Annotated in this window: 14 protein-coding genes; 8 read left to right on the top strand and 6 right to left on the bottom strand. The window is 60.8% G+C overall.

What is annotated here, in order from left to right; all coding sequences use genetic code 11:
* Complete coding sequence (locus tag ABDX87_RS25625) at positions 1-906, bottom strand: LysR family transcriptional regulator (RefSeq protein WP_346830403.1); 906 nt, start codon at positions 904-906, stop codon at positions 1-3.
* Positions 907-1,019: 113 nt separating this feature from the next.
* Here ABDX87_RS25625 and ABDX87_RS25620 point away from each other — a divergent pair, with 113 nt between their 5' ends.
* Positions 1,020-1,877 carry an NmrA family NAD(P)-binding protein gene (locus ABDX87_RS25620; RefSeq protein ID WP_346830402.1) on the top strand — a complete coding sequence of 286 codons (858 nt, stop codon included), beginning with the start codon at positions 1,020-1,022 and terminating at the stop codon, positions 1,875-1,877.
* Here the strand turns inward: ABDX87_RS25620 and ABDX87_RS25615 are convergent, their stop codons facing one another.
* The gene (locus ABDX87_RS25615) at positions 1,878-2,753 is read right to left on the bottom strand and encodes a LysR family transcriptional regulator (protein WP_346830401.1); all 876 of its coding nucleotides are present in this window, start codon (positions 2,751-2,753) and stop codon (positions 1,878-1,880) included.
* A gap of 161 nt (positions 2,754-2,914) precedes the next feature.
* Here ABDX87_RS25615 and ABDX87_RS25610 point away from each other — a divergent pair, with 161 nt between their 5' ends.
* Positions 2,915-4,459 carry an MFS transporter gene (locus tag ABDX87_RS25610; protein ID WP_346830400.1) on the top strand — a complete coding sequence of 515 codons (1,545 nt, stop codon included), beginning with the start codon at positions 2,915-2,917 and terminating at the stop codon, positions 4,457-4,459.
* Here ABDX87_RS25610 and ABDX87_RS25605 read toward each other — a convergent pair whose 3' ends face one another.
* Positions 4,460-5,281 (bottom strand): helix-turn-helix domain-containing protein, encoded by an 822-nt coding sequence (locus ABDX87_RS25605; protein WP_346830399.1) that lies wholly within the window; start codon positions 5,279-5,281, stop codon positions 4,460-4,462.
* A gap of 142 nt (positions 5,282-5,423) precedes the next feature.
* Between ABDX87_RS25605 and ABDX87_RS25600 the strand changes: the two genes are divergently transcribed.
* Positions 5,424-6,155 (top strand): cysteine hydrolase family protein, encoded by a 732-nt coding sequence (locus ABDX87_RS25600; protein WP_346830398.1) that lies wholly within the window; start codon positions 5,424-5,426, stop codon positions 6,153-6,155.
* Positions 6,156-6,526: 371 nt separating this feature from the next.
* Positions 6,527-6,784, top strand: coding sequence for a DUF2790 domain-containing protein (locus tag ABDX87_RS25595; protein ID WP_346830397.1), 258 nt, complete (start codon positions 6,527-6,529; stop codon positions 6,782-6,784).
* Between the two features lie 156 nt (positions 6,785-6,940).
* Here the strand turns inward: ABDX87_RS25595 and ABDX87_RS25590 are convergent, their stop codons facing one another.
* A complete protein-coding gene (locus ABDX87_RS25590) occupies positions 6,941-8,077 on the bottom strand; it encodes a glycerate kinase (protein WP_346830396.1) in 1,137 nt (378 codons plus the stop codon).
* Between the two features lie 120 nt (positions 8,078-8,197).
* Entirely contained in the window at positions 8,198-9,283 is a 1,086-nt protein-coding gene (locus tag ABDX87_RS25585) for a sugar diacid recognition domain-containing protein (protein ID WP_346830395.1), read from the bottom strand.
* Positions 9,284-9,452: 169 nt separating this feature from the next.
* Here ABDX87_RS25585 and ABDX87_RS25580 point away from each other — a divergent pair, with 169 nt between their 5' ends.
* Genes ABDX87_RS25580 through ABDX87_RS25570 form a run of 3 tightly spaced genes read left to right on the top strand, consistent with a single transcriptional unit; the run spans position 9,453 to position 11,208 of the window.
* A complete protein-coding gene (locus tag ABDX87_RS25580; RefSeq protein WP_346830394.1) occupies positions 9,453-9,707 on the top strand; it encodes a type II toxin-antitoxin system RelE family toxin in 255 nt (84 codons plus the stop codon).
* On the top strand, positions 9,691-10,017 hold the full coding sequence (locus ABDX87_RS25575) for a helix-turn-helix domain-containing protein (protein WP_346830393.1): 327 nt from the start codon (positions 9,691-9,693) through the stop codon (positions 10,015-10,017). The genes ABDX87_RS25580 and ABDX87_RS25575 overlap by 17 nt, the downstream gene beginning before the upstream one ends.
* Positions 10,018-10,059: 42 nt before the next feature.
* Entirely contained in the window at positions 10,060-11,208 is a 1,149-nt protein-coding gene (locus tag ABDX87_RS25570; protein ID WP_346830392.1) for an alpha/beta fold hydrolase, read from the top strand.
* A gap of 133 nt (positions 11,209-11,341) precedes the next feature.
* On the opposite strand, the gene ABDX87_RS25565 is transcribed toward ABDX87_RS25570, so the two are convergent.
* A complete protein-coding gene (locus ABDX87_RS25565) occupies positions 11,342-12,055 on the bottom strand; it encodes a FadR/GntR family transcriptional regulator (RefSeq protein ID WP_346830391.1) in 714 nt (237 codons plus the stop codon).
* A 346-nt stretch (positions 12,056-12,401) separates the two neighbouring features.
* Here ABDX87_RS25565 and ABDX87_RS25560 point away from each other — a divergent pair, with 346 nt between their 5' ends.
* A complete protein-coding gene (locus tag ABDX87_RS25560; RefSeq protein WP_346830390.1) occupies positions 12,402-13,751 on the top strand; it encodes an MFS transporter in 1,350 nt (449 codons plus the stop codon).
* The last annotated feature ends 12 nt before the right edge of the window (positions 13,752-13,763 follow it).

The raw sequence follows: 13,763 nt of genomic DNA, 5'->3' as shown, positions 1-13,763 counted from the left end.
TCAGCGGCTCAGCGCGACCACGAATTCCAGAAAGGCGCGCACTTTCGCCGGCGGCAAATGCCGAGACGGGTACAACGCGTACAGTGGGAAGTACTCGTCCGGCCAGTCCGCAAACAGCTCGATCAGCCGTCCGTCGCTGATCGCGGCCTCTACCCCCAGCTCCAGCACCTGCGCCACGGCCTGCCCTTCTTCGCAGATGCGGTGCATCGTACCCACATCATTGACCATCAGGCGCCCGCGCGTATTGACGATGAGTCGCTCGGCGCCCCGATGAAATTCCCACGGAAACGGCCGTCCGGTCTGCGAATCCCGAAAATCGATACACACATGTTCGGGGCTTTCGAGGTCGGTGGGATGCTTTGGCCGACCGTGCTTTTTCAGGTAAGCCGGCGATGCCACAGTCAAGACGCGGGTCTTGAGTAACTGTCGCCCGATCAGCGAAGACGACGGTTGCTCGCCAAACCGCACCGCCAGATCGACCCCATCGGCAACCAGATCGCCCAGTTGCTCGCGAGTCAGCAGATCCAGTTCCAGTTCAGGATAAGTCGCCATGAAGTCGCCCAGCGCCGGCGCCAGAATCAGCCGGGAAAAATACGGATCAACGTTGACCCGCAGACGCCCTCGTACCGCCGTGGCACTGCCTGACGCCAGTGTCGCTGCCTCTTCCAAGCCGGCCAGCAGCGGCGCGATGTCCTCATACAACCGTCGCCCCTCATCGGTCAACTTGACTGAGCGCGTGGTGCGATCAAACAGCCGAATGCCCAGCCGGGCCTCCAGGCGAGCAATGGCGCGGCTCACGCCTGACTGGGTCATGTCGAGCACATCGGCCGCTTTCACAAAACTGCCGGTATCGACCACGGCCGACAGAACCCCCATCCCGCTCGCCAAACGTCCGTCAAAACTCATTAGTGACTCCTTGGCATGCATTCAATGACACTCATGCTATCGGAGAATCAACCACGCCGGCGTAATACTGCCCGAATCGGCGACGCGAGGTCGCCCTCGATGAGGTATTGAGCATGTACACAATCATGGGCGTCACCGGGCAAGTGGGCAGCGAAGTCGCGCGTCACCTGTTGGCAGCGGGCAAGCCGGTGCGCGCGGTGGTGCGCAGTGCCGAGAAAGGCCAGCCTTGGGCCAGGCAAGGTTGCGATGTCGCAATCGCCGACGTGGACGACCTGTCTGCTTTGACGCAGGCTTTTCAGAACAGCACGGCGGTGTTCGTCCTGTTGCCACCCAATTTCTCACCGTCCGAAGGGTTTCCAGAAACCCGCAAGGTCATCGCCCACCTGCATGATGCCTTGGCCGCGGCTCGTCCCGGCAAAGTCGTGTGCCTCTCCACCATCGGCGCCCAAGCCACTCAGGCTAATCTGCTGAATCAACTGCAATACCTGGAACAACGCCTGAGTTCGCTTGAACTGCCCGTGACGTTTCTGCGGCCCGGTTGGTTCATGGAAAACTGCGTGTGGGACGTCGAGCCCGCCGTTCAGACCGGCGTGATCCCAAGCTTTTTACAACCGCTGGACAAGCCCGTACCGATGATTGCCACGGCCGATGTCGGTCGCGTCGCGGCCGAGTTGTTGCAGGAACAGTGGTTCGGCAAACGCATCGTCGAACTGGAGGGCGAGCAACACGTCACGCCCAATCAGATCGCCGAAACGTTCACTGAACTGCTGGGCAAGCCGGTGACCATGCAAGTCGTTCCTCGGGAGACCTGGCACGCACTGTTCACCTCGCAAGGCATGAGCAACCCGGTGCCGCGCATGCAGATGCTCGACGGTTTCAACGAAGGCTGGATTCGCTTCGAAGGCCTGCCGCGCAAAGGCCGTGTCGGCCTTGAGAGCGTGCTAAAAGGCCTGTTGGCCCGACACGCTTGATCACCGCTCGCGAGACGCTTTTACGTGCTCGATGAAGCGCGTGACCGCCGGCGCTTTCTCGTAGCGCCGGTGGATCAATGACAGGTACGAGGTCGGCTGACAGTCTTCGATGCGCCTGAATACGACGTTCGGCAAGGTGATGTGATCGACCACTGACTCCGGTACCACCGCCACGCCCTGCCCGAGACTCACCAAGGCAATCACCGACACCAGACCGCCGGGCTGCGGGCCCAGCGTCGGGGCGAAGCCGCCTTGGGCGGCGACTTCCAGTGTTCCGGAGATCTGTTCGGGAAGGATGAATGTCTCCGCCTGCAAGTGTATGGCGTTGATCACCTTGAGCTTGCACAGCCAGGCGCTGGCCGGGAGCGCCAGAGCAAAGCCCTCGGTCAGCAGCTTCACCGCGCTGACGGACTCCGGCAGGCTCATGGGCGAACGAATGAGGCCCACGTCCAGCCGCCCTTCTTCGATCATCCGGGGCAAGGCCGGCATGAGGTACTCGGTGAGGATGAAATCGACATCGGCGTAGCGCTGGCGAAACTCTCCGACCTGACGCTGCAGCACACCTGAGAACACCGCAGACGCGACATACCCCAGCTCGATTCTCCCCGCCTCGCCACGCCCGGCGCGCTGCACGTTGTATTGCGCCGTTTCGAATTGCCGCACGGCCAGCTCCGCTTCGATCTGCAAGGCGCGACCGGCATCGGTCAGGCGGACTTCCCGTTGCTCGCGCACGAACAGTCGAGTGCCCAGCGCGCTTTCGAGGTCTTGAATCTGCCGGGTCAGCGTGGGGGGCGCGATGCCCAACTGCTCGGCTGCCCGGGTGAAGTGTCGGTGCCGGGCGACGGCAAGAAAGTAGCGAAAGTGACGAATTTCCATCGGTCGTTACCTGAAAGGTAATAAAAACGTTCGGTTCGGGTAACGAAGCATAGGCCATCCAGCGGTATTGTGAACCCGCGGCCAATCCAGAATAGGCGTGAGCCTGCAGACCAGTATCGCAAACATTAGCTAGAACCTAAGTTGTCGCCGGAGTCATCGCCATGCCGTCAGCCAGCGCCCGAATCATCAGCCCTCGCATGACACTGCTCACCGCCTCCGGCGTGTGTTCGCTGATCGTGCTCGACACCAACATCGTTGCGGTGACGCTGCCCAGTATTGCGCGCGACCTCGGCGCCGGGTTCGCCGACATTGAGTGGGTGGTCAGCGCCTACATGCTGGCCTTTGCGGCATTGCTGCTGCCTGCGGGCAGCCTCGCCGACCGGTTCGGACGCAAGAAGATGCTGCTCACCGGCCTGGTGCTGTTCATTCTGGCGTCGGTCGGCTGCGGCGCGGCGCCGACTATCCTGCTGCTCGACATTGCACGTGCCATCAAAGGCGTCGGTGCAGCCCTGCTGCTGACCTCGGCACTGGCGACGATCGGCCATGTCTTCCATGACGAGGCCGAGCGGGCCAAGGCCTGGGCGTTTTGGGGCGCGTGCATGGGCGTGGCGATGACCGCTGCGCCGACGGTGGGCGGATTGATCGCCGAGCTGCTCGGCTGGCGCTGGATTTTCTTTCTCAACCTGCCGGTCGGCCTGATCCTGCTCAGCATGGTGATGCGCAACATCGGTGAATCACGCAACGAACAATCGGCGCGCCTCGACCCGTGGGGCAGCCTGTTTTTCAGTGCCAGTCTGCTGAGCCTGATCTGGGGCCTGATCGAGGCCAACCGGATCGGCTGGGAGAACCCGCTGACCTTTGCCCGCCTGATGGGCGGCGGCCTGCTGCTGGCACTGTTTTTTCTGGCTGAACGTGTGCAACGCCGCCCGATGGTGGACTTACAGCTGTTCAAATCGCCCAGGTTCGTCGGCGCACTGTTGGGGATGTTTGCCTACGCTGGGTGCGCGCAGGTGATGATGACATTGCTTCCGTTCTACCTTCAGAACGGTCTGGGTTTCAGCGCGATTGATTCAGGGCTTGGCATGTTGCCGTTCGCAATCACCATGCTGTTTTTCCCGCGTCTGGGACCAGGACTGTCGCGCCATCTGTCGCCGGCGGCGATGATGGCGTTGGGGCTGACGCTGGTCAGCGCCGGCAACCTGTTGTGCGCCTGGGCAACGTCAATCGGCGGCTACCCGGCGTTTGCACTGGCCATGGCGGTGACCGGCGCCGGTGCAGGTCTGCTCAACGGGGACACGCAGAAAAACATCATGGCCTGCGTGCCCCGCGAACGCACCGGCATGGCGTCGGGCATGAGCACCACCATGCGTTTTAGCGCGATCATGCTGGCGGTCGGCATTTACGGTGCGCTGCTCGCAAGCCACACCTTGAATGCGCTGGACATCAACCTGCACAACACTGCGCCCGCCTGGCTTGATCAGGCCGAATTCATTGCGTCCCGCGTGGTGGCCGGGGACATGACGGCTGCCTTGCAATCCGTCAGTGCCGGCGCTCGCGAGGTGGTTCAGCCGCTGGCGCAGCAGGCGTTTGTGACGGGATTCGCATCGGTGTTGTGGGTCGCAGGAATCGTCGGTCTGTTCGCCGCGGTGCTGGTGGGCACGTTGATGCGCAAGCCCATCCCGACAGTGCAACTGAGCGTCGCCTGATCAGTCTTGCCGCTTGAGCCATTCCCCAGGCGGCAGGCCCATTTCCAGCACGAACGCACGGGTCAGCGCCGCCTGTGAGCTGTAGCCCACCGATGCGGCAATGACCTTCAGCTTCACACCCTGCTTCATCAGGTCCCGGGCCAGTTTCATCCGCCAGCCGGTGAGGTAGGCGATGGGCGACACGCCCACCACCTTGAGGAACTGCGCCGAGAATTTGCTCCGCGACATGCAGGCCACTTGCGCCAAATCCTTGAGGCTCCAGTCGCGGTCGGGGTTCAGGTGAATCTCGTTGATGGCCTTACCCAGTTGAGGATCGAGGATGGCGATCAGCCCGCCTCTGGCAATCATGCCGGTCTCGATTGCCCGCCTCACCAGCACGATCAGAATGTATTCGAACAGCACGCTCAAGCCTTTGCGATGCCCGGCACGCTGCCCTCTGAACTCGGCCAGCAACGCCTGGATCACGGGCACCACAGAATCAATGTCCCTGAACGGGAACACCAGCGTGTCGGTCACCCCCAGCGGAAACGAACGCCCCATGCTCACCCCGAACTCGAACGTCGCGCAGAGGATCTCGGCGCCCTGTTCAGTGGTCGGTTGCAGCGCGTAGCGGCAGGTGCTCGGACACAGCAACACCGTCGGTCCGTCCAGAACGATACGCGGATGTCCGGGACGAATCAGATCCAGCCCACCGTTCTCCACGATATGAATAAAGGCCGTGCCGTCGGGCTTGTTGATGTCCAGGGTGTCGAACACGGTCCCGGCGTAAAACAGCCGTCCGTTCATGTGGATTCGGTCGAAAAACTCGGATAACGCGTCCATTGAGTCACTTCGGGCAAAAAAGGCGGACGCCGGGACAAAACTCCCGCGGCGCATTGGTCGAGGATAACCCTCCTTGCTGGCCACCACCGCGCACCTGTCGGCCGAGCCCGCAAGAGGTTATTCCAATCCGAGGAGCCTCACAATGAGCACTGATTCCAGCCATCCCGACAGCGTCAAAGCGATCTATCAAGACCCCATCAACCCTGCATTGCCTGAGGTCGGCATGAAGCTCGACCTGTCGCGCACGGCGTTGGTCGTGATCGACCCGCAGGTCGACTTTCTAAGCCCCGAAGGCGTGGCCTGGCCGCTGGTGGGCAACAGCGTCACTGAAAATGGTGTGGTCGGTCACCTGGGCCAACTGTTCGAAGCCGCCAGGAACGCCGGCATCGCGGTCGCCATCTCGCCGCACTATTACTACCCTTGCGACCATGAGTGGGAGCACGGCGGACCGCTGGAAAAAATGATGCACGACATCGGCATGTTCGACCGCGCTTCGCCGCTTGACCTGAGCGGCTTCGACAGTTCCGGCGCTGACTTCATGCCGCAGTTCAAGCCTTTCATTCTCGACGGCAAGACCATCATCTGTTCGCCGCACAAAGTGTACAGCCCGCAAACCAACGACCTGACCCTGCAACTGCGCAAGAAAGGCGTGTCTCAGGTGATTCTTGCCGGCATGGCCGCCAACCTGTGCGTCGAATCTCACCTGCGCGATCTGGTCGAGCAAGGCTTCGAAGTCGCTGTGGTACGTGATGCGACCGCCGCCCCGCAAATACCCGAAGGCGATGGTTACCATGCCGCGCTGATCAACTTCCGGTTCATCGCCAGTGCGTTGTGGACGACCGAGCAGGTGCTGGAGAAGCTGAAGCAGTCGTAAAGCCCTGCGGCCAATGGCGATTATCCTGGGGAAGTCAGCTTGCTGAACAATGCAGTGGGTCAGCGGCATCGTCGGTGAATGACCCGCCGCATTCGTCCGAAGTGCGGCCCAGACCCTCGTCACCTCGGACGGCTCCTACAGGGTCCGCGTCGATACACAACGTTGTATCCAGACCCCGCACCTGCGAGCGTGCTCGCGAAGCAGGCGGACATCAGGCAGTTATCTGTTTGCTGCGCCGCTGCGTTCGCGAACACGCTCAACCCACGGATTATTGCATGGGCACAAAGATATTCTGGCGTATGGAATAACCCTCGCCGCGCTTCGTCATACGGGCTCAAGAAAGTCATCCACTCGATATGAGGAAGCCCACCATGAAAACCACACTGATCGCCCTGACTCTGACCGCGCTGAGCAGCTTCGCACTGACCGCGAACGCCGACGTGAAGAACATGCCGCAGGTTCAGGAATACACCTACGGCACCCAGGTCGACATCGCCGAAGTAACCAAGGCACCGAAGCTGAACTTCTGCGGCGTACGTCCGGTGGACCTGGGTTATGTGGACCACATGGGCAAGGCGCACACCCTGCGCTACGAAACCAACGGCAACGCCTGCCTGGGCGACAACTGATTCGCAGGCCCCAGCCGCTGTACGAGAAAGGTCGCTTTCAACAATAACAACGGCGACCTCTCGCATTCATGACAACCACCCAAACGCTCATGCCTGCGGTCGGCCTGGCCGGTACGCCATGGATCGCCGCGAATGATGAGTGGCGGCGTCGAACGCCTAGCGCGCGGCCAGCGCCCACACGCGCGCCAGATCCCGAGCACGGTCATGCAGCAATGTCGCGGCATTGCGACAGGCCTGGTCCAGCGTCATCGGGCCACTGGTCAGGGCGAAGGCGGCGCTGATGCCGTGTTCGTAGAGATCGGCATAACCGTCGCCCAGTGTGCCCGCCAGTACAATCACAGGGACGTTCGCGCGTCCGGCGATTTTGGCGACACCGAAAGGCGTCTTGCCGCGCAAGGTCTGGGCGTCGAAACGCCCTTCCCCGGTGATCACCAGATCGGCCCCTTCCAGGGCGTCTGCCAGACCGGTGAGATCGGCCACCACTTCCACGCCAGGCCGGAACGACGCGTTGAGATAGGCCTTGGCCGCAAAGCCCATGCCCCCTGCGGCGCCACTGCCGGGATGCTCACTGTCGTCCTTGCCCAGCACGCGGGCTGATTGTTTGGCGAAGTGACCCAGCGCGGCATCCAGCGCCAGGACCTGCTCAGGCGACGCGCCTTTTTGTGGCCCAAAGATATGAGAGGCGCCTTGCGCACCGCAGAGCGGGTTGTTGACGTCAGCGGCGACCTGGAATTGGACATCCTTGAGGCGCGGGTCCATGTGCTCGATCTCGATCCGCACGACCTTGCTCAGCGCCAACCCGCCCGGCGGCAAGGGTTCGTCATTGCTGTCCAGAAAACGCGCGCCGAGGGCCGACAGCATGCCGGTTCCCGCATCGTTGGTCGCGCTGCCACCAATGGCCAGGATGATGCGCTGAGCGCCAGCCTCCAGCGCGGCGGCGATCAGCTCGCCGGTGCCGTAGGTGGTCGTGACCGTGGCGTCGCGCTGCTCCAGGGTCAGCAACTGCAAGCCGCTGGCCATGGCCATTTCGATGATGGCGGTGCGGGTGTCGGCCAGCCAGCCCCACTGCGCCTCCACCGGCTGACCCAGCGGTCCGGTCACCCGGTTTTTCATCCATTGCCCGTCGCACGCCGCCAGCACCGCCTCGATGGTGCCTTCACCACCATCGGCCATGGGGCATTCCATCAGCTGTGCATCCGGCCAGACGTCACGCAGACCCGCAGCGATCGCTTGAGCCACACCTTGCGCGCTGAGGCTGTCCTTGAAGGAATCCGGGGCAATGACGATTTTCATGGTGTTCTCCTTGTTCGATAGTCGCGATCTTCTCACTACCGGCCATGTTTTCCGCCTGACCTTCGCACAACGGCCAAGCCATCCTGTTGTTCATCCGAACAAAACATCACGCGCGCGGCTTCACCGCGCCACCATCTGCATGCCCAGGTACAGCCGCAACAGGTCATCGGTGCGATACGGGTCGCAGCCGCTAACCTCGGCCACTTTCTCCAGCCGGTAACGCAAACTGTTGCGATGAATGCCCAACGCATCGGCGCAGGCCTGGCTTTCGCCGCTGTAATCGAACCAGGCGCGCAAGGTATCGAGCAATTGCCCGTTGCCCTGCAATTTCATGACCGGCTCGGCCACGCCCTCGGCCAGCCAGTCATGCCGGTTGCGCCAGAACAGCACCGACAGCCGGTGAGTCGCCAGGCGCAGCAGTTTTTGTTGCGGCTGAACGTGGCGGGCGTAATCGAGCAGGTCGCGGGCCGCGGCGCAGGCGTTGCGCAGCGACTCAAGATCCGCCGAAGGGTCGACCGTCGCCATGCGCAACACCGGCCAGCCTTGCTCATCGAACTGTTCCAGCAGCAGCGCGTCATCGCGGTCTTTACCGACCGCGCGGCACCAATACACCAGGCTGGGCTCGCAGGACACGCACCAGCTGTTGGCATAACGGCCGTTGAGCCACGCCGCAAGCTGCCCGGCATACGCCGCCTCTGACGGCAGCTCGATCAGCACGGCCTGACGCGGCAACTGCGGCTGCAACCCGAATTGTTCCGCCTCGTCGATCAAGTGCAGCGCACTGTCACCCAACAGCAGCCGCGACAGCAGGTCTTCGCTGCGCTGATGCCGCCACTGTTGATCGGCCTGCTGACGACGGTGCTCCATGAGCATCTCGGCGGTCATCCTGACCAACTCGGCGTACACCCGTACCTGGTCCGGTTCGCCGGTGATGCCCAATACCCCGACCAGCTTTTGATCCAGCATCAGCGGCAGGTTCACGCCTGGTCGGACGCCGTTTAACTGCTTGGCCGTGTGCGAATCGATCTCCACCACGCGGCTGTTGGCCAACACCAATTGAGCGCCCTCATGACGCGTATACAACCGCTCGGCCTCACCGCTGCCAATGATGATGCCCAGGTAATCCATCACGTTGACATTGCACGGCAGGATCGCCATTGCCCGATCGACGATGTCCTGGGCCAGGGCATGATCAAGGGCAAACATGGGGCACGTCCTTCGAGCGAGGCGATTGAAGATTCATACACATCACGACATGTTTTTATTGGTTGGGGGAGTCTGCCTGATTCTTGGTCTGAGTGCGATTGACCGCTAGCATGGCCGGCTCACTATAAGTAATATCAACAGTAGACTTATTTAAGTCTTATAGGAGCTTATGAACAGGATCGCATGGACAAGGAAGGCCGTGAAACAGCTCCTCAAATTGCATTCGCGACATCAGGTTCAGATCAGGGATGCAATCACCCGACTGGAAGAAATGCCCAACGTCGTCAATGTAAAAAACCTGGCCAATCACGCTTATGGATACAGACTGCGGGTGGGCGATTATCGGGTCCTGTTCGATTGGGACGGCGGCATCAAAATCGTCAGTATTCAGGAGATAAAGAAACGCGATGAGCGCACCTACTAATAACGTTCAGATAATCAACGGTCCCGATGGTAAACCTGCCTTCGTGGTCATTCCTTATGACGAATACGTCCATCAGCACGGCGGGAATGATCTTATTCCGCATGAAGTCGTCAGTCAGATCGTCGACGGTTCCACTCCTATCAGGGCTTGGCGAGAACACCTGGACCTGACGCAGGAAGAAGTCGCGACAAGGCTCGGTATCTCGCAACCGGCGTATGCGCAACAGGAGTCGGTAGCACGCCCCCGTAAAGCCACACGTGAAAAGATTGCCAAGGCCTTCGGAATCCGTCCTGACCAACTGGACGTTTAGAACGACTGCTGCTTTGCCACCTCCAGCCTGCGAGACTTCCACTTGCCTCTACCGCGCCTAGCCCTGCTCCTCTCACTGCTCACCCTGCAAGCCTGCGCCTCCAGTGATGTGCCGCTGGGTCAGGCGAGTTTTGCCGGGTATCGTCAACAGACCCTCGAGTGGCTCCAGGCCAATCGTACGTTTCAGACCGACGACCACAATGCGGAGCTGTCGTGGAATGCCCCTCGTGAATGGCGGCCCCGTGGCATTGCCAAGCGAGGCATTCTTCTGGTGCATGGCCTTGGGGATTCACCTTTTTCGTTTAACGATGTCGGGCAAACGCTCGCCGAGCAGGGATTTCTGGTGCGCACGGTCTTGTTGCCTGGGCACGGCAGCAAGCCTGCGGACATGCTCGATGTGACCTTGAAGCAATGGCAGCAGGTGGTGCGCGAGCAGGCGCAAATCATGAAAAGCGAGGTGCCCGCAGTGTATCTCGGCGGTTTTTCCACTGGTGCCAATCTGGTGCTGGATTACGCCTACGAGCACCCGGAAATTGAGGGATTGGTGCTGTTTTCCCCTGCCTTCAGGCCGGAAAACACCTACGCCTGGCTCACGCAATATATCGGCTGGTTTCGGCCCTGGCTGGCGAGTCCGAATGACGGTGTCCGTCCCATGCAAACGCCAGTGCGTTACCTGAATGTGCCCACCAACGGCTTCGCCCAGTTCTACCGCAGTGCGCAACTGGCGCAGGACCATCTGGCGGACCGCCCCTACAGCAAGCCCGTATTTATCGCGATTACCCAGCACGACTCGGTGCTCGACACCGCGTATGTACTCGACTCGTTCAATACACGATTCAGCCACCCGGAGAGTCGGTTGATCTGGTACGGCGACACCCCCGCAACCGCCGCGAAAACGCCCCGGGTGCTGGTGCGCAATGACTACCTGCCGCAAAACCGCATCGCCCAGTTCTCGCACATGGGTTTGATGTTTTCACCGGATGATCCCCTGTACGGCAAGGACGGGAAACAGCGAATCTGCTGGAACGGTCAGCAGGCCGAGGACATGCAAAAATGCTTGAACGGCGAACCGGTGTGGTATTCGGACTGGGGGCATCGCGAACCGGGCAAGGTCTTTGCGCGACTGACGTTCAACCCGTATTTCGAGTGGCAGATGGGCGTGATGATGGGGGTTTTGGGTTCGGCAGATTAAAGCCGCACGCCTCCACTGTGGGAGCGAATTCATTCGCGATTCGCCGGTTCAGGCCACACATCCTTGTCGTCTGGCAAATTTTTCGCGAATGAATTCGCTTCCACAGGGATTCGGGCGCTCGCCGGTGATGCAGTCACTCCACCGGCGCCAGCCGCTCGCGACTGTTGCTCAGGTGCGTCCACATCGCCGCCCGCGCAGCATCCGGGTCTTGCCTGCGAATGGCGGCCAGTATCGCTTCATGTTCGAGGTTTGCCAGATACGCATGATGGGTGAGACTGCTGCCCGCCCGTTCGCTTGAAGCGATGCGGCTGCGAGGGATGACTGCGCTGCCCAGATTCTGCAGGATCTCGACGAAGTAAGGATTGCCGGTTGCCTCGGCGATCAACAGGTGAAAACGCCGGTCGGCTTCCACGCAACTGTCTTCCTTGGCGAGCAAATCCTGATAATCGTCCAGCGCCACGCGCATCTTCGTCAGTTGATCGGGCGTGCGACGCTGCGCCGCCAGCGCGACCGCCTGGGTTTCGAGACCCATCCTCAGCTCGATGATGTGACGCACGCTGAACGCCGTCTCGACCTTCAAATGCAACCCGCTCTGCTCCGAGCGGGCAAGGACGAACGTGCCCTTGCCCTGATGGGTTTCCACCAACCCCGACGCCTGAAGCTTGGAGATCGCCTCGCGTACCACCGTGCGACTGACGCCGTGCTCGCGCACGATCTCGCTTTCGGAAGGCAGCTTTTCGCCGGGTGCGATCGAACCCATCAGAATGCGCTGGCTGAGGTCGGTGACCAGATCGGTCGCCAGGTTGTGCTGGCGGCGCTTGGGAATCGCTCGTTCAGAGGTTTGCATGACTAAATTGTCCGATCAGTGACGGGTATGAGCCAAAAAACGGCGTTGACTCACTTGTATTTTTTCAATGTGACAGGTCAAGAGAACATCGCGGACCGTGCGCCTCGATCAACCGCCTCCACCTCTTCAGCCTTCGCAAATCCGGGCCTCACAAGCCTGCGAAAGCACTCATCCAACTTGTCAGACAGGCAAGCCTATGCCGCCGAAATATTTCCCGCAAGTCCCGCAAAATCGCTTGCAGAGCGCCATCGTACTTGTATGATGACTGGCAACAAGGCGCACACACCTTGTCACACACAATCGAAGTAACAACCCGCATAAAAATAATCAGTGGGAGTTAACCAGCGTGAACACATCCTCATCCCGGGTGAATGACGCCCCCGATTCCGCGTTGCTGTCAGCGGTGTCCAAGGTCAAACGCCACATCCTGCCTTTGTTCGTCATCATGTTCATCGTCAACTACATCGACCGGGTCAACATCGGCTTCGTTCGTAGTCACATGGAACACGATCTGGGCATTGGCGCTGCCGCCTATGGTTTCGGTGCCGGCCTGTTTTTCATCGCTTACGCACTGTTTGAAGTGCCCTCCAACATTCTTCTGCAGAAAGTCGGCGCACGCATCTGGCTGACGCGGATCATGTTCACCTGGGGCCTGGTTGCGTGCGGCATGGCCTTTATCCAGACCGAAACCCACTTCTATATCCTGCGTTTCCTGCTGGGTGTTGCCGAAGCCGGCTTCTTTCCGGGCGTGATCTATTATTTCACCCGCTGGTTGCCTGGCGTGGAGCGCGGCAAGGCCATCGCCATCTTCCTCAGCGGTTCCGCGTTCGCCTCGCTGATTTCCGGCCCGCTCTCCGGCCTGTTGCTGCAGATCGAAGGTCTGGGTTTCCATGGCTGGCAGTGGATGTACTTCATCGAGGGCATGTTCTCGGTGGTGCTGTGCTTCTTCGTCTGGTTCTGGCTGGACTCCAAGCCGCACGACGCCAAATGGCTGAGCGCTGCCGAAAAAGATGCGCTGGTCAACGCGATTGACGCCGAACAACGAGCCCGCGAAGCCGCAAGCCCGGTGAAACTGTCCATCGGCAAGCTGCTCAAGGATCCGCAGATCATCCTGTTCTGCCTGATGTATTTCTTTATTCAGCTGACGATCTACGCGGCCACCTTCTGGCTGCCGAGCATCATCAAGAAGATGGGTGACCTGAGCGACTTCCAGGTCGGGCTGTACAACTCGATCCCCTGGTTCATCGCCATCGTCTGCATGTACGGCTTCGCCGCGCTGTCCGCCAAGTGGAAGCACCAGCAAGCCTGGGTCGCCGCAGCGTTGCTGATCGCAGCCGCCGGGATGTTCATGTCCACCACGGGGGGTCCGGTGTTTGCCTTCGTGGCAATCTGTTTTGCGGCCATGGGCTTCAAATCTGCGTCGTCGCTGTTCTGGCCGATCCCGCAGGGCTATCTCGATGCGCGCATCGCAGCAGGCGTCATCGCCCTGATCAACTCGGTGGGCAACCTGGGCGGCTTCGTTGCACCCACGACCTTCGGCATCCTCGAACAACAGACCGGATCAATCCAGGGTGGCCTGTATGGCCTCACCGCCACCTCGATCATCGCGGCGATTCTGGTGTTCACCGTACGCACTCAGCCCAAGCCCGGCGCCGTGCCGGTGGCGAAGGTCGATGCCACGCCCAGCCACTCCTGACACTCTGAACCT

This window comes from Pseudomonas abietaniphila, from assembly GCF_039697315.1.
Lineage (GTDB): Bacteria > Pseudomonadota > Gammaproteobacteria > Pseudomonadales > Pseudomonadaceae > Aquipseudomonas > Aquipseudomonas abietaniphila_B.
This window is presented reverse-complemented; position numbering and strand designations above follow the sequence as displayed.

Bases quoted from the DNA above. Each gene is read 5' to 3' on its own strand.
- ABDX87_RS25625 (WP_346830403.1), bottom strand. From the start codon at position 906: ATGAGTTTTGACGGACGTTTGGCGAGCGGGATGGGGGTTCTGTCGGCC.
- ABDX87_RS25620 (WP_346830402.1), top strand. From the start codon at position 1,020: ATGTACACAATCATGGGCGTCACCGGGCAAGTGGGCAGCGAAGTCGCG.
- ABDX87_RS25615 (WP_346830401.1), bottom strand. From the start codon at position 2,753: ATGGAAATTCGTCACTTTCGCTACTTTCTTGCCGTCGCCCGGCACCGA.
- ABDX87_RS25610 (WP_346830400.1), top strand. From the start codon at position 2,915: ATGCCGTCAGCCAGCGCCCGAATCATCAGCCCTCGCATGACACTGCTC.
- ABDX87_RS25605 (WP_346830399.1), bottom strand. From the start codon at position 5,281: ATGGACGCGTTATCCGAGTTTTTCGACCGAATCCACATGAACGGACGG.
- ABDX87_RS25600 (WP_346830398.1), top strand. From the start codon at position 5,424: ATGAGCACTGATTCCAGCCATCCCGACAGCGTCAAAGCGATCTATCAA.
- ABDX87_RS25595 (WP_346830397.1), top strand. From the start codon at position 6,527: ATGAAAACCACACTGATCGCCCTGACTCTGACCGCGCTGAGCAGCTTC.
- ABDX87_RS25590 (WP_346830396.1), bottom strand. From the start codon at position 8,077: ATGAAAATCGTCATTGCCCCGGATTCCTTCAAGGACAGCCTCAGCGCG.
- ABDX87_RS25585 (WP_346830395.1), bottom strand. From the start codon at position 9,283: ATGTTTGCCCTTGATCATGCCCTGGCCCAGGACATCGTCGATCGGGCA.
- ABDX87_RS25580 (WP_346830394.1), top strand. From the start codon at position 9,453: ATGAACAGGATCGCATGGACAAGGAAGGCCGTGAAACAGCTCCTCAAA.
- ABDX87_RS25575 (WP_346830393.1), top strand. From the start codon at position 9,691: ATGAGCGCACCTACTAATAACGTTCAGATAATCAACGGTCCCGATGGT.
- ABDX87_RS25565 (WP_346830391.1), bottom strand. From the start codon at position 12,055: ATGCAAACCTCTGAACGAGCGATTCCCAAGCGCCGCCAGCACAACCTG.